Below are 15,054 nucleotides of genomic sequence, written 5' to 3'. Positions count from 1 at the left end.
CTGATCGAGGCCGTGCGCCGGATACCGCAAGGTTACGGATCTCTTTCCACAGCCACCGTGACCAAAGCTACACATTGACCTGTGATTTTGCTCACAAATTCACACCCAATTCTCCGATATCCGACATATCGCCGCATCAGGATTTACCGGCATAGCGGATATATCGGGCATTCGGGAAGGTCTACTCGTCCAGTTGATCTCGGGTCGCCTTGGCATGTATCCGACGAGTGTCCGAAAAAGGCGGTATTCCGGTCCTGTTACCGCACAGTCAGTGAAACCACGCGCGCGGTCGGTAGCGTGACCGGGTGGGGCCTGGCGGCCCTTGTTGGGATTCCCCGGCTGTGCTGGAATGCCACGGACCGTGGGTAGGGAGAAGTCCACCCCGGTGACCCGCTCTCCCGGACCGGCCGGGGTGCGGATGGAAACTCCACACCGTCCAGGCTGCGGCGACGCGGCGGGACGCCCGGTCCAGAGGTTGCGACGCCAGTGCAGGGACGTTTCAAAAGGGGTAGCGGCGCCGCGGGTGACCCGGAGTCGCGAGAGCCCGTGGCAGGCCCCCAGCAGGCGGCAGCGCCCGGCGGGTCGGCCGGGCCCGGGCCCGAAGCGGGCGGCCGCCCGGAGGACGACGGCCAACAGGATCGGAAGTCCACCCGGGACAAACTGCGGAAGTCCCTCACCCGGCGGCGCGCCACCGGTCTCAGCCGGCTCGCGATGCGCAACTGGCGGATCCGGACCCGACTGATCGCGCTGCTGACGCTGCCCGTGCTGGTCGCGCTGGTCCTCGGTGGCCTGCGCATCCAGACCTCGCTGGAGGCCTCGCAGCAGCTCGCCCAGATGGCCAACCTGTCCGACCTGGCCAAGAAGGCGACCAACCTCGCCGACGCCCTGCAGAACGAGCGCGACATCAGCGCCGGCCCGATCACCGCGGATCCGCAGAAGCCGCTCGACGACGACATCGTCGCGGCCCGCAAGATCACCGACGACCTGAACCGCACCTTCACCGCGTCCTCGGACAAGTTCGAGAACCTCGAACTCTCCGGTGGAAAGGCCCTGCTCTTCCAGATCCGCCGCGACCTGAACTCGATCTCGGACGCGCGTGGCAACCCGTACCAGAACAACCAGAACATCCAGGCCACGATCACCGCGTACGACGTGATCATCCGAGACCTGCTGTCGATCTCGCAGGACATCGCGCTCGCGTCCAACAACCGCGACCTGGTCCGCGCCACCCGCGCGCTCCAGCAGTTCTCGCTGGCCAAGAACGCCACCTCGCAGCAGCGCGCGCTGATCAGCGCCGCGCTCGCCAACCGGCCGCCCGACCTCAGCCTGAGCGACGAGTCCTTCGGCATCCGCCTGCGCACGTCCTACGACAACGCGCTCACCAGCTTCAACAACATCTACACCTCGCACGACCTGGACAACCTGCGCGGCCAGCTCAGCTACAACTCGGTGGTCGCCGACGCCGACCGCTACTCGCGCTCGATCCTCCAGCAGAGCGGTATCCACCAGACCGAGCCCGTCTCGTACAAGGACTGGTACGAGAAGATCACCGCCAAGATCACGGCCGAGCGCCGGATCGAGGCCAAGCTGATCGAGGACCTCGACGGCAAGGCCCAGGACCTGCAGTCCCAGGCCGACACCGAAGCATTGATCATCGGTGCCGCCGTCGCCCTCGTGCTGCTCGTCGCCCTCGGTGGCGCCGGTCTGATCGCCCGCTCGATGGTGCGCTCGCTGACCCGCCTCCAGGCCGCGGCCGAGGACGTCGCCGAGCGGCGGCTGCCCGAGCTGGTCAAGACGCTCTCCGAGAGCGACCCGCACGACGTCGACGTCACCGTCGAGCCCGTCGCCGTCGACTCCACGGACGAGATCGGCCACGTGGCGCACGCGTTCGACATGGTGCACAGCGAGGCCGTCCGCCTCGCCGCCGAGCAGGCCCTCCTCCGCGGCAACATCAACGCGATGTTCACCAACCTCTCGCGCCGCAGCCAGGGCCTCATCCAGCGCCAGCTGTCGCTCATCTCCGAGCTGGAGAGCCGCGAGGCCGACCCGGACCAGCTGGCCAACCTGTTCAAGCTCGACCACCTCGCGACCCGCATGCGCCGCAACGGTGAGAACCTCCTCGTCCTCGCGGGTGAGGACCCGGGCCGCCGCTGGACCAGGCCCGTCCCGCTGGTCGACGTGCTCCGCGCCGCCGCCTCCGAGGTGGAGCAGTACGAGCGCATCGAACTCGCCTCGGTGCCCTCCGCCGAGGTCGCCGGCCGCGTCGTCAACGACCTCGTCCACCTGCTCGCCGAGCTGCTGGAGAACGCCACCTCGTTCTCCAGCCCGCAGACCCGCGTCCGGGTGACCGGCCACGCGCTGCCGGACGGCCGGGTGCTGGTCGAGATCCACGACACCGGCATCGGCCTCAGCCCCGACGACCTCGCCGACATCAACGAGCGCCTCGCCAACCCGCCGACGGTGGACGTCTCGGTCTCCCGCCGCATGGGCCTCTTCGTGGTCGGCCGCCTGTCGCTGCGTCACGGCATCCGGATCCAGCTGCGCCCCAGCGACTCCGGCGGCACCACCGCGCTGGTCATGCTCCCGGTGGACGTCACCAACTCCGCCGACCGCCGCGGCCCCGCCCGGCCCGGCCCGGCCCAGGCCAAGCAGCAGCGCGGGGTCGCCCCGACGCCGCGCCAGCAGCGCCAGGTGCCCGGAGGCCCGGGCGGCGCCCCGGCCGCACTCGGCCAGGGCCCGGCCGGCGGCGCCCCGCAGAGCCGTCCGCAGCTCGGCCAGGGCGGCCCCGGCGGCCCGGGTGCCCAGGGCGGTCCCGGCGCGCCGGGCGGCCAGGGCGGCCGCACCGGCGGCGGTCTGCCGACCCGACAGGTCGGCCAGGCACTGCACGAGAACCAGCCCGCGGGCCGGGGCGGCCAGCCGGGCCGGCCCGGTCAGCAGACCCAGCCCGGTCAGCAGCCGCAGCAGGCCCAGCAGTCGCAGCAGGGCGGGCTGCCGCAGCGCACCCCGGGCCGCCAGGGCCCGCAGCAGGGCGGCCCCGGCGCCTCGCTGCCGCGCCGCGGCCAGCAGCAGCCCGGCGGACCGCAGCAGGGTCCGGGCCGGCCGGCCGACGGCCGTCGCCCCGGCCAGGAGCGGCCCCGCCCCGACGGCCTCGACGGCGGTCCGGGCGCCCGGACCGGCGAGCAGCCGCAGCACGGCTGGGCCGACCAGGCCGGCCGTCCGGGTGCGCCGCAGGGCGCCCGCCCGGGCAACCGGCCGCAGGACGGCCTGCCGCAGCGCCGCCAGCCCGGCCAGGGCCCGCAGGGCCCGGGCGGACCGGGCGGACCGGGTCCGCGACGCCCGCAGGGCCCCGGTACGGACGTCCCGCCGCAGGGCCGGCCGCAGCAGCAGGGCCAGCCCCAGCAGCTCCCGCCGCAGGCCCAGCCGCAGCCGCTGCCGTCGGCCGAGTCATCGGCGACGGAGAGCACCGCGCAGTTCGCCCGGCCGCGCTTCGAGGCCAGCGAGATCGACCCGCGTGACCCGCTGGGCCTCGGCCTGGTCGAGCCGGTCCTGCCGAGCATGCCGAACCCGGCCGCCCGGCCGGAGCCGGTCCGCCCGGAGCCGGTCCGTCAGGAGCCCGTCCGCCAGGAGCCGATGGCGCTGCCGACCGGTCCGTCGCACGGCGGCACCCCGGACGGCGCCCAGGGCTTCGAGTCGGTGGAGCAGAGCTGGTACCGGGAGAACGGCCGGCCCGACCAGGCCCAGCCGGCCGAGGCCGCGCAGGCGGCCCGGGCCCGGCAGTACCAGCCGCGCCGGCCCGGGACGACCGCGCCCGGGTTCCCGGACGACGCCCCGCAGGGCCGACAGGCCCAGCAGCAGGCACAGCAGCAGGCCGCCCAGGCTCAGGCCCAGCAGGCTCAGGCCCAGCAGGCCCAGGCCCAGGCTCAGCAGCAGGCCCCCCAGGGCCGGCCGCAGCCCGGCCAGGCCGGTCAGCCCGGTCCGGCCGGTCCGGGCCCGCAGGGCGGTCAGCCCGGTGAGCCCGGCCAGGGCGACGCGCCGTGGCGCCCGTCGGCCAACGACGAGCGCTGGCGCCGGGCCGAGCAGGTCCGCGAGCCCTCGACCAGCGGCGTGACGATGTCCGGCCTCCCCCGGCGGACCCCGCAGGCCAACCTGGTCTCCGGCACCGCCGAGGCGTCCCCGCTGACCGGTCCGCAGGTCTCCCGGGCGCCCGAGGAGGTCCGCGGCCGGCTGACCAACCTGCGCCGCGGGATCCAGCAGGGCCGCCGGGCCGGGGCCGAGCAGGCCTCCGGCCAGGGCGGTCCGGCGGGCCAGCCGGGCCAGGGAAACCAGTCGGGCTTCCAGCATGGTGCCCAGCAGCCAGGGTTCGATAGTTTCGGGGGCCGCACCGACGGCAACGGCGCAGATCATCAGGAGCGTTGAGTTGAATCAGATGAGCCAGGCCGCACAGAACCTGAACTGGCTGATCACCAATTTCGTGGACAACACCCCCGGGGTGTCGCACACGGTGGTGGTCTCCGCCGACGGCCTCCTGCTGTGCATGTCGGAGGGCTTTCCCCGCGACCGCGCCGACCAGCTCGCCGCCGTCGCCTCCGGCCTCACCTCCCTCACCTCCGGCGCCAGCCGGATCTTCGAGGGAGGCGAGGTCAACCAGACCGTCGTCGAGATGGAGCGCGGCTTCCTCTTCCTGATGGCCGTCAGCGACGGCTCCGCCCTCGCCGTACTCGCCTCGCCGGACTCCGACATCGGCCTGGTCGGCTACGAGATGGCCCTCCTCGTCGACCGCGCCGGCGCCGTCCTCACCCCCGCTCTCCGCGCAGAACTCCAGGGCAGTCTCCTGCACTGAGTGGCCTGAGCGGCTCCACCCATCCGTCCCACCCCGTCGCCGGGTCCGACCCGACCGGACCCGGCGCCTCACCCTCAGCTACCCGCAGGCAGCTGATCTTCGCCTCAGCTGGCATCGCCCCAGCTGGAACCGGCTGCCCAAGGCTGCAGCACAAGGAGGACCCATGACCCCGCCTTCGACACCCGCCGGCTCGTACGGCAGCGGGTACGGCAGCGGCTACGGCGGGCAGCAGTCCGACGGCTACGAGCAGCAGCCGCTGGTCCGCCCGTACGCGATGACCGGCGGCCGCACCCGGCCCCGGTACCAGCTCGCCATCGAGGCGCTGATCTCGACCACGGGCTCCGCCGAGCGGAGCGGTGGCCTGCTGCCCGAGCACGCCCGGATCGTGAACCTCTGCCGTGAGGTCAAGTCCATCGCGGAGATCTCCGCACTGGCCGGCGTGCCGCTCGGTGTCGCCCGCATCCTCGTGGCCGACCTTGCCGAGGCCGGCCTCGTCGCCATCCACCAGCCCGCCGCCGCGGGCGAGTCGGGCGGAACGCCCGACGTCACGCTGCTCGAAAGGGTCCTCAGTGGACTTCGCAAGCTCTAACGGAGCCACCCGCGCCACGACCTCGGCGAAGATCGTCGTCGCCGGCGGCTTCGGTGTCGGCAAGACCACGCTCGTCGGCGCCGTCTCCGAGATCAACCCGCTGCGCACCGAAGCCGTCATGACCTCCGCGTCCGCCGGCATCGACGACCTCAGCCACGTCTCCGGCAAGACGACCACCACCGTCGCGATGGACTTCGGCCGCATCACCCTCGACGAAGACCTCATCCTCTACCTCTTCGGCACCCCCGGCCAGGACCGCTTCTGGTTCATGTGGGACGACCTCGTCCGCGGCGCCATCGGCGCCGTCGTCCTCGTCGACACCCGCCGCCTCGCCGACTGCTTCCCCGCCCTCGACTACTTCGAGAACAGCGGACTCCCCTTCGTCGTCGCCCTCAACGGCTTCGACGGACACCAGCCCCACACCTCCGACGAAGTCCGCGAAGCCCTCCAGCTCGGACCGGACACCCCCGTCGTCACCCTGGACGCCCGACGCCGCGACAGCGCCAAGAGCGCCCTCATCACCCTCGTCGAACACGCCCTCCTCGCCCGCCTCCGCTGACCCGGGGGCCAGGACGGCAGCCCCGGTGCCCCGCCGCACAGGCGGGGCACCGGGGCGTCCTTGCCTGCGGAGCGGGTGACGTCCGGACGGCCCGCGCAAGACCCGCGCATAAGCAGCGGATAACAGTTCGGTAGGCATTTTGTGATCAACAGTGACCATGAGTAACGAATTAGCATCGCTCAGCGCCAGAAGACCACGGTTTTGCGGCGGCATGTTGGTGAATGTCCGAAATATGCCGCAGCGGGACGACATCAGGCGCTGTTTGTCCCCCATCCCTGCACGTGCTGAAATTCCAGCTACCCCTAAATCCTGTACGGCAGTCCCACCCAGCAGCGGGTCGCTGCCAGGGGTAGCGCTGGATTGATCCATGGCCGCCAATCGGCCGAGAGGTTGTTGTCGAGTGAGGCGTAAGCAGCAAGTCGCCCCGCAGCGGCGCTCCGAGCCCCGCCAGAGCGAGCCGAACGGTACCGCAACGGACCCGGCCGGATTCTCCGCGTTCACGCCGGTCGAGGAACGCCCGCCGGCCCCCACCCCGAAGTCGCCGGCCGCACCCGGCCCGGAGCGCCGCAGCGGCGACTCGGCGGAGGACGGAAGCGGCGGCAAGGGCAGTCGGTACGACTTCCTCCGGCCGCGGAACTGGCGTGTGCCGGCCCGTCTGATAGCCATCCTGCTGATCCCCGTGATCATCGGCCTGGTCTTCGGCGGCCTGCGCGTCAACACCTCGGTCGACGGCTACGTCAAGGCCTCCCGCGCCGAGAAGACGGCACGCCTGGCCAAGGCCGCCACCGAGCTCGCCGAGGCCCTGGAGAGCGAGCGCGACAAGACGCTCTCGCCGCTCCTCACCGGCCAGGACCCGAACGGTGACCTGGTCAAGACCCGGGCGACGACGGACACCGCGCTCAAGGCCTACAACGCCGCGTACCAGGCCACCGACAAGTCCGGCGAGCTTCCCCGCCGCCACGAGTCGTTCCAGAGCCTCGTCATCTTCCTGCCGCACCTGCGCGACGTCGCGTACAAGCCGGAGCTGTTCGCCACCGCGACCCAGTCCGCGTACTCGGTGATGGTCGCCCCGCTGCTGGCCTACGACAACTCGGTCGGCCTCGGCAGCAGCAACATCACCAGCAAGGGCCGCGCGATCTACGCGATGTCGCTGGCCAAGGCCTCGGCCTCGACCCAGCGCGCGCTGATGCTCCACCTGCTGGTCGGCATCTCGGCCCAGTCCACGACCCGGTACGAGAACACCGACCTGATCCAGCAGCTGCTGGTCTCCCAGAAGCTCGAGCAGGTCTCGCTCTCCGAGTTCAACACCGGCAGCGCCCCCGAGGACGCCAAGCGGTTCTCCGACGCCCAGGTCGCGCAGAGCACCATCGACCAGCGCTCCGCCTACAAGATGCCCAACGGCAGCACGCCCACCATGGTGGGCCTGCTCGGCCTCGGCGCCGCGTACAGCCAGTCCGCCGCCGAGGGCATGACCAAGGGCAAGGCCGCCGCCGACGCCGCCTACAAGGAGGCCAAGGACGCCGGTCTGACCAAGGAGAACTGGGAGCAGGCCGCCAACGCGCACATCTCGACGCTGCGCGCCACCGAGGTCGCGCTGCTCGACGACGTCGTCAACGACGCCACCGACCTGCGGGACAACGCGCTCTACGACGCCATCCTCAACTCGGTGATCGTGCTCGCCGCGCTGGTCCTCGCCGGTGTGCTCACCGGCTACGTGGCCCGCTCGATGATCCTCGGCATGCGCACCCTGCGCAGCGCCGCCCTGGAGATCGCCGACCACCGTCTGCCCGACCTGGTCGAGAAGCTCTCCAAGACCGACCCCGACCGGGTCGACACCTCCGTCACCCCGATCCCGCTGTACGGCAAGGACGAGATCGGCGAGGTCGCCCGGGCCTTCGACCAGGTCCACCGGCAGGCGGTGGCGCTCGCCGCCGAGCAGGCGCTGCTGCGAGGGAACGTCAACGCGATCTTCACCAACCTGTCGCGTCGCAGCCAGGGCCTCATCCAGCGCCAGCTGGCGCTGATCACCGACCTGGAGAACAACGAGGCCGACCCGGACCAGCTGGAGAACCTCTTCAAGCTGGACCACCTCGCGACCCGTATGCGCCGCAACGGTGAGAACCTGCTCGTCCTCGCGGGCGAGGAGGCCGGCCGCCGCTGGAACACGCCGGTCCCGCTGGTCGACGTGCTCCGCGCCGCCGCCTCCGAGGTGGAGCAGTACGAGCGCGTCGAGCTCTCCGGCATCCCCGAGGCCGAGGTCGTCGGCGCCGCCGTGACCGACCTCGTCCACCTCCTCGCCGAGCTGCTGGAGAACGCCACCTCGTTCTCCAGCCCGCAGACCCGGGTGCTGGTCAACGCGACCCGCCTGCCGGACGGCCGGGTGCTGGTCGAGATCCACGACAAGGGCATCGGCCTCACCGCCGAGGACTTCGCCGAGATCAACGAGAAGCTGGCCGAGCCGCCCACGGTCGACGCCACCATCTCCCGCCGCATGGGCCTCTTCGTGGTCGGCCGGCTCTCCCAGCGGCACGACGTCCGCGTCCAGCTCCGCCCCTCGGGCGAGTCCGCGGGCACCACCTCGCTGGTCATGCTCCCGCCGTTCCTGACCCAGATGGGCGCGATGCCGGAGCCGGAGGAGCAGTTCACCGTCTCCCGGATCTTCGCCGAGCAGGAGCCGGGCCCGAACGACTGGGCCGCCGTCGGCGAGCAGCCGCGCAGCGCCGCCGAGCTGGGCTTCGACGACCACCTCACCGGCAACGGCAGCGCCGGCTCCAGCGGGTTCAGCCCGGCCCTGGAGGCCGTCCAGCGCTCGCAGCGGCTCGACCAGGTCCGCCGGGCGGCCCTGGAGTCCGGCCCGGAGACCGCGCAGATGCCACCGGTGCTCGACGCCGAGGTCGAGGAGGAGTACCCGGCGTACGGCCGGCGAAACGACGAGACCTACGGCCAGGACGACCAGTACGGCGGCCAGGGCTACAACCCGGCCGGGTACGCCGACGAGCAGTACGGCTACGACCAGAACGGCTACGCCGGGACGGACTACGGGCAGGACGCGTACGGCCAGGACGCCTACGGCCGGCTCCCGCAGCAGCAGGAGTACGCCGACGACCAGTACGGCGCCTCCCAGGGCCAGGGCGACCAGTACGGCCGGCAGTACGACCAGTACCAGGGCTACGACGAGGGCTACGACGGGGACCAGTACGGCCGGCCGGCCGAGGAGTCCCCGGCCGGCCACCCGTACAGCCCGGAGCCGGCGGCGCTGCCCGCGGCCGAACCGGCCGGCACCCTGCCGTCCGGACTGCCGCAGCGCCGTCCCGGCCAGCAGCTCGCGGGTGGTGGCCCCGGCTCCGCCCCGATCCAGAGCGGGCGCCAGGACACCGGCGAGACCCCGAACTGGTTCGCCGGCGCCAAGGACACCTCGGCGCCGACCGAACCGCGCGGACACGAGGTGTCCGCGCTGGGCGGGTACGGTCCCACCGGACCGACCGGCCCGACCGGTGCCGCCTGGCAGTCGCCCAACGACGGCGCCTGGCAGCGGGCCGAGCAGCTCCGCGAGCCCTCCTCGGCCGGCACTACGGCGTCCGGCCTTCCGCGCCGGGTGCCCAAGCAGAACCTGGTGGCCGGGAACGCCAAGCCCACCCCGCAGGACGGGCCGCAGGTCTCCCGCAGCCCCGAGGAGGTCCGTGGCCGCCTCACGAACCTGCGCCGCGGTGTGGAGCAGGGCCGCAGTGCCGGTAACACCGGAAGCTTCCGGATCGACCCCGATCAGGCAGACCAGTCCGGCAACGGACAGCAGAACCGCAGCACCGATCTCTTCGGCGGCTCGAACCACCAGGAGCGTTGAGTTGAGTCAGATGAGCCAGGCCGCACAGAACCTGAACTGGCTGATCACCAATTTCGTGGACAACACCCCCGGGGTGTCGCACACGGTGGTGGTCTCCGCCGACGGCCTCCTGCTGTGCATGTCGGAGGGCTTTCCCCGCGACCGCGCCGACCAGCTCGCCGCCGTCGCCTCCGGCCTCACCTCCCTCACCTCCGGCGCCAGCCGGATCTTCGAGGGAGGCGAGGTCAACCAGACCGTCGTCGAGATGGAGCGCGGCTTCCTCTTCCTGATGGCCGTCAGCGACGGCTCCGCCCTCGCCGTACTCGCCTCGCCGGACTCCGACATCGGCCTGGTCGGCTACGAGATGGCCCTCCTCGTCGACCGCGCCGGCGCCGTCCTCACCCCCGCTCTCCGCGCAGAACTCCAGGGCAGTCTCCTGCACTGACGGTTCGTCGGATACCGTCCTGGTATTCGAAGCACCTCACGCCCGACCCCGGGCCCGCTTCGGCGGGCTCGGGTTCGGACGTTGTACGGCCTTCGCACCACCGGCTCCGGACCTGTGCCCGAGCTCGCACCGCACCGCCGCACCTTGTGAGGAGAGGACCCGTGACACCGCCCGACGACCGCAGCGGCCAATACGGCGTTCCGTACCCTGGCACAGGCCATGACGCCTTCGGAGCACCCGGCGTCGTCGGCCACGGTCAGCAGTACGGCCAGCAGTACGGTCAGCAGCAGCAGTACGGCCAGCAGCAGTACGAGCAGTACGGCCGGCCCCAGCCCTCGTACGACGCGCCCCCGGCCGGCTACCCGGCACAGGACGGGACCGGTCACCTGCCCGGCCGGCACGCCGGCCACCCGGCGCCCGGCCACCGGAGCCCCGACCCCGGCTACCGGCCGGCCCAGGAGCCCGGGCACGTCGAGGAGTTCGAGGACGACTACGACTCCGGACCGCTGATCCGGCCGTTCGCGATGACCGGCGGGCGCACCCGGCCCCGGTACGAACTCGCGCTGGAGGCGCTGGTCTCCGCCGACGTCGACCCGCAGCGTCTGGCCACCCTGCTTCCCGAGCACCAGCGGATCTGCACCCTCTGCACCGAGGTGAAGTCCGTCGCCGAGGTGTCGGCGCTGCTCTCCCTTCCCCTGGGAGTGGCGCGGATCCTCGTGGCCGACCTGGCCGAGGCCGGCCTGGTCGCCATCCACCAGCCCGCTTCCGGCGGCGAATCCGGAAACCAGCCCGACGTCACGCTGCTCGAAAGGGTCCTCAGTGGACTTCGCAAGCTCTAACGCGGCCGCCCCCACCCGCGCCACCACCTCGGCGAAGATCGTCGTCGCCGGCGGCTTCGGTGTCGGCAAGACCACGCTCGTCGGCGCCGTCTCCGAGATCAACCCGCTGCGCACCGAAGCCGTCATGACCTCCGCGTCCGCCGGCATCGACGACCTCAGCCACGTCTCCGGCAAGACGACCACCACCGTCGCGATGGACTTCGGCCGCATCACCCTCGACGAAGACCTCATCCTCTACCTCTTCGGCACCCCCGGCCAGGACCGCTTCTGGTTCATGTGGGACGACCTCGTCCGCGGCGCCATCGGCGCCGTCGTCCTCGTCGACACCCGCCGCCTCGCCGACTGCTTCCCCGCCCTCGACTACTTCGAGAACAGCGGACTCCCCTTCGTCGTCGCCCTCAACGGCTTCGACGGACACCAGCCCCACACCTCCGACGAAGTCCGCGAAGCCCTCCAGCTCGGACCGGACACCCCCGTCGTCACCCTGGACGCCCGACGCCGCGACAGCGCCAAGAGCGCCCTCATCACCCTCGTCGAACACGCCCTCCTCGCCCGCCTCCGCTGACCCGGCGCGAGCGAGGTACCGACGGAGTGGACGATGCGGCCCACGGACCCCTGGGGGCGTCCGTGGGCCGTCGGCGTGCCGCCCGGCACCGGCGGGTGCCGGTGCCCGGCGGGAGCGGCTATTCGGTGGGCTCCAGGCCCGCGCGGATCAGGCCGTAGGTGTAGGCGTCGTCCAGGGCCCGCCAGGAGGCGGCGACCACGTTGTCGGCCACCCCGACGGTGGACCAGCTGGACGTGCCGTCGGAAGTCTCGATCAGGACCCGGGTCTGGGAGCCCGTACCGTGCTGGCCCTCCAGGATGCGGACCTTGTAGTCCACCAGCTCCAGCTTGGCCAGCTGCGGGTAGATCCGCTCCAGCGCGGTGCGCAGCGCCTTGTCCAGCGCGTCGACCGGCCCGTTGCCCTCCCCCGTGGCGATCCGCCGCTCGCCCCTGGCCCAGAGCTTGACCGTCGCCTCGTTGCCGGCGAATCCGTTGGGCCCCTGCTCGCTGATGGTCCGCCAGGACTCCAGCGTGTAGAAGCGCTCGCGGCTGCCCCGCACCTCGTCGCGGAGCAGCAGCTCGAAGGAGGCGTCGGCGGACTCGTAGGTGTAGCCGAGGTTCTCCTGCTCCTTGACCCGGGCGACCACCCGGCCGGCGAGGTCCCGGTCGGTGGAGAGGTCGTAGCCCAGTTCCTTGCCCTTGAGCTCGACGGAGGCCCGGCCGGCCATGTCGGAGACCAGCATCCGCATGGTGTTGCCGACCGTCTCCGGGTCGATGTGCTGGTAGAGGTCCGGGTCGACCTTGATCGCGGAGGCGTGCAGGCCGGCCTTGTGGGCGAAGGCCGAGTAGCCGACGTACGGCTGGTGGGTGGAGGGGGTCAGGTTGACCACCTCGGCGACGGCGTGCGAGATCCGGGTCATCTCGGCCAGGCTGCCGGGCGGCAGCACCCGGCGGTCGTACTTGATCTCCAGGGCGCCGACCACCGGGAACAGGTTGGCATTGCCGACCCGCTCGCCGTAGCCGTTGGCGGTGCACTGGACGTGCGTGGCGCCGGCGTCCACCGCGGCCAGGGTGTTGGCCACCGCGCAGCCGGTGTCGTCCTGGGCGTGGATGCCGAGCCGTGCGCCCGGCTTGTACGTGTGGCAGTCCTTCAGCACGTCGGCGACGATGTCGCGCACCCCGGCCGGCAGCATGCCGCCATTGGTGTCGCAGAGCACCACGACGTCGGCGCCGGCCTCGTGGGCGGCCCGGACCACCGCGAGGGCGTAGCCGCGGTTCGCCTTGTAGCCGTCGAAGAAGTGCTCGCAGTCGATGAAGACCCGGCGCCCCTGCTCGCGCAGGTACGCCACGCTGTCCCGGACCATCTCCAGGTTCTCGTCCAGCGTGGTGCGCAGCGCCAGCTCGACGTGCCGGTCGTGGGCCTTGGCCACCAGGGTGACGACCGGCGCCCCCGAGGTGACCAGGGCGGCCAACTGCGGGTCCTCGGCCGCCTTGCCGCCGGCCCGCCGGGTGGCGCCGAAGGCGACCAGCTGGGCGTTGTGGAGGTCCAGTTCGGCGGCGGCCCGGGCGAAGAACTCGGTGTCGCGCGGGTTGGCGCCCGGCCAACCGCCCTCGATGAAGCCGACGCCGAACTCGTCCAGGTGCCGGGCGATGGCCAGCTTGTCGGCCACCGTCAGGTTGATGCCCTCCCGCTGCGCACCGTCGCGCAGGGTGGTGTCGAACACGTGGAAGCTGTCGTCGGGGAGGTTGCTCGCCTGGGTCATGACCCTGGGTTCTCCGTTCCGGGAGGTCGGTTGCTGCTCTGCCGGTTCTGGTCCGGCTCCACTGTCCAGCATCCCGCGCGCTCCCCGGTGTCCCTCGGCCCCTTGTGGGGGCTCCGGCCGGTCCGGGGGCAAAACAAAAGACCCCTCGCGGGTGCGAGAGGTCTGCGCGCGGGTCTGGACGCTGGTGGTCGCTCCGCATCGGGTAGTGCGGAAGCGGTCACTGCGGACCGGCGCGCCTGCTGCTAATAATCAGCGAAAGCGAGGACACGTTCGCAGTCTGGCACACCGGTCCGGCCCCCGGCCCGGCCGTCTCGGCATCCGGAACGGCCGGGGCAGGAGGCGGTGCGGACTCAGACGATCTTGTGCAGCCAGCCGTGCGTGTCGGGGGCCTGGCCGCCCTGGATGGCGAGCAGGGACTTCCGCAGCGCCATGGTGACCGGGCCGGGCTCGCCGGTGCCGACGGTCCAGTCGCCGCCGACCGACTTGACCGAGCCGACCGGGGTGATGACGGCGGCCGTGCCGCAGGCGAACACCTCGGTGAGGGTGCCGTCGGCGTTGCCCTTCTTCCACTCCTCGGTGGAGATCTTCCGCTCCTCGACCTCGTGGCCGAGGTCGGCGGCGAGCTGGAGCAGCGAGTCGCGGGTGATGCCGGGCAGCAGCGCGCCGGAGAGCTCGGGGGTGACGATCTTCGCGTCCGCGCCCTCACCGAAGACGAAGTACAGGTTCATGCCGCCCATCTCCTCGATCCACCGGTGCTCGGCGGCGTCGAGCCAGACGACCTGGTCGCAGCCCTTGGCCGCGGCCTCGGCCTGGGCCACCAGCGAGGCGGCGTAGTTGCCGGCGCACTTGGCGGCACCGGTGCCGCCCGGAGCGGCGCGGACGTAGTCCTCGGACAGCCAGACCGAGACCGGCTTGACGCCGCCGGGGAAGTAGGCGCCGGCCGGCGAAGCGATGATCATGAAGAGGTAGGAGTTGGCCGGACGGACCCCCAGGCCGACCTCGGTGGCGAACATGAACGGCCGCAGGTAGAGGCTCTGCTCCGGCTCGTTCGGGACCCAGTTCTGCTCCTGCTGGACCAGCAGCTCGACGGCCTCGACGAAGGTCTCCACCGGCAGCTCCGGCATCGCCAGGCGGCGGGCGGAGGACTGGAAGCGGGTGGCGTTGGCCTCCGGACGGAAGGTCGAGATCGAGCCGTCGGCCTGGCGGTAGGCCTTGAGGCCCTCGAAGATCGCCTGGCCGTAGTGGAGCGTCATGTTCGCCGGGTCGATCTCCAGCGGCGCGTACGGCGCCAGCTGGGCGTCGTGCCAGCCCAGGCCCTCGGTCCAGCGGATGGTGACCATGTGGTCGGTGAAGATGCGTCCGAAGCCGGGGTTGGTCAGCCGGGCCTCGCGCTCCGCGTCGGACAGCGGGTGGGCGGAGGGCTTGAGGTCGAACGTGATGGGCGCCTGGGTGGGCGTGCTCATGGCTGTATGTCCTTCACCGTGGGGTTGGTCCGGGCCGCCTCCGTCGGTGAACGTTTCGGCGAACGAACGCACGACGGCACGGCCCACTGTCGATACTCGCATCCAGAGGGCCGTGCCGAACAGTTGCGAGCTCCTTGGGGAGCCGCAAGCTGCGGTTATGCGCTTGTGCGCTCCGACCCTTCCGGCCGGAACC

10 protein-coding genes are annotated in these 15,054 nt (G+C 71.8%); 8 read left to right on the top strand and 2 right to left on the bottom strand.

Features of this window, described 5'->3' with window-relative positions:
- The first annotated feature begins 546 nt into the window (after positions 1-546).
- From OH807_RS26770 to OH807_RS26735, 8 genes are all read left to right on the top strand, one after another.
- Complete coding sequence (locus tag OH807_RS26770; protein WP_406203383.1) at positions 547-4,416, top strand: nitrate- and nitrite sensing domain-containing protein; 3,870 nt, start codon at positions 547-549, stop codon at positions 4,414-4,416.
- A gap of 10 nt (positions 4,417-4,426) precedes the next feature.
- The gene (locus OH807_RS26765; protein ID WP_030057391.1) at positions 4,427-4,840 is read left to right on the top strand and encodes a roadblock/LC7 domain-containing protein; all 414 of its coding nucleotides are present in this window, start codon (positions 4,427-4,429) and stop codon (positions 4,838-4,840) included.
- A 163-nt stretch (positions 4,841-5,003) separates the two neighbouring features.
- Complete coding sequence (locus tag OH807_RS26760) at positions 5,004-5,429, top strand: DUF742 domain-containing protein (protein WP_406203380.1); 426 nt, start codon at positions 5,004-5,006, stop codon at positions 5,427-5,429.
- A complete protein-coding gene (locus OH807_RS26755) occupies positions 5,410-5,988 on the top strand; it encodes a GTP-binding protein (RefSeq protein WP_406203377.1) in 579 nt (192 codons plus the stop codon). Before OH807_RS26760 ends, OH807_RS26755 begins: the two co-directional genes overlap by 20 nt.
- Positions 5,989-6,388: 400 nt before the next feature.
- Positions 6,389-9,829: a nitrate- and nitrite sensing domain-containing protein gene (locus OH807_RS26750; RefSeq protein ID WP_406203374.1), complete on the top strand. Its 3,441-nt coding sequence runs from the start codon at positions 6,389-6,391 to the stop codon at positions 9,827-9,829.
- 10 nt (positions 9,830-9,839) lie between these two features.
- Complete coding sequence (locus OH807_RS26745) at positions 9,840-10,253, top strand: roadblock/LC7 domain-containing protein (protein ID WP_030057391.1); 414 nt, start codon at positions 9,840-9,842, stop codon at positions 10,251-10,253.
- Between the two features lie 161 nt (positions 10,254-10,414).
- On the top strand, positions 10,415-11,092 hold the full coding sequence (locus OH807_RS26740) for a DUF742 domain-containing protein (RefSeq protein WP_406203371.1): 678 nt from the start codon (positions 10,415-10,417) through the stop codon (positions 11,090-11,092).
- Positions 11,073-11,657, top strand: coding sequence for an ATP/GTP-binding protein (locus tag OH807_RS26735; protein ID WP_329880176.1), 585 nt, complete (start codon positions 11,073-11,075; stop codon positions 11,655-11,657). The genes OH807_RS26740 and OH807_RS26735 overlap by 20 nt, the downstream gene beginning before the upstream one ends.
- Positions 11,658-11,775: 118 nt before the next feature.
- Here OH807_RS26735 and cimA read toward each other — a convergent pair whose 3' ends face one another.
- The gene (gene cimA / locus OH807_RS26730; RefSeq protein ID WP_406203367.1) at positions 11,776-13,398 is read right to left on the bottom strand and encodes a citramalate synthase; all 1,623 of its coding nucleotides are present in this window, start codon (positions 13,396-13,398) and stop codon (positions 11,776-11,778) included.
- Positions 13,399-13,748: 350 nt separating this feature from the next.
- A complete protein-coding gene (locus OH807_RS26725; RefSeq protein ID WP_406203364.1) occupies positions 13,749-14,861 on the bottom strand; it encodes a branched-chain amino acid aminotransferase in 1,113 nt (370 codons plus the stop codon).
- Positions 14,862-15,054: the final 193 nt, after the last annotated feature.

The sequence above is a fragment of the Kitasatospora sp. NBC_01560 genome, from assembly GCF_045208415.1.
In the GTDB taxonomy this organism is placed as follows: Bacteria; Actinomycetota; Actinomycetes; order Streptomycetales; family Streptomycetaceae; genus Kitasatospora.
Note: the sequence above shows the minus strand (reverse complement) of the source record. Positions and strands in the feature narration are given on the sequence as shown.

Bases quoted from the DNA above. Each gene is read 5' to 3' on its own strand.
- OH807_RS26765 (WP_030057391.1), top strand. From the start codon at position 4,427: ATGAGCCAGGCCGCACAGAACCTGAACTGGCTGATCACCAATTTCGTG.
- OH807_RS26725 (WP_406203364.1), bottom strand. From the start codon at position 14,861: ATGAGCACGCCCACCCAGGCGCCCATCACGTTCGACCTCAAGCCCTCC.
- OH807_RS26745 (WP_030057391.1), top strand. From the start codon at position 9,840: ATGAGCCAGGCCGCACAGAACCTGAACTGGCTGATCACCAATTTCGTG.
- cimA (WP_406203367.1), bottom strand. From the start codon at position 13,398: ATGACCCAGGCGAGCAACCTCCCCGACGACAGCTTCCACGTGTTCGAC.
- OH807_RS26760 (WP_406203380.1), top strand. From the start codon at position 5,004: ATGACCCCGCCTTCGACACCCGCCGGCTCGTACGGCAGCGGGTACGGC.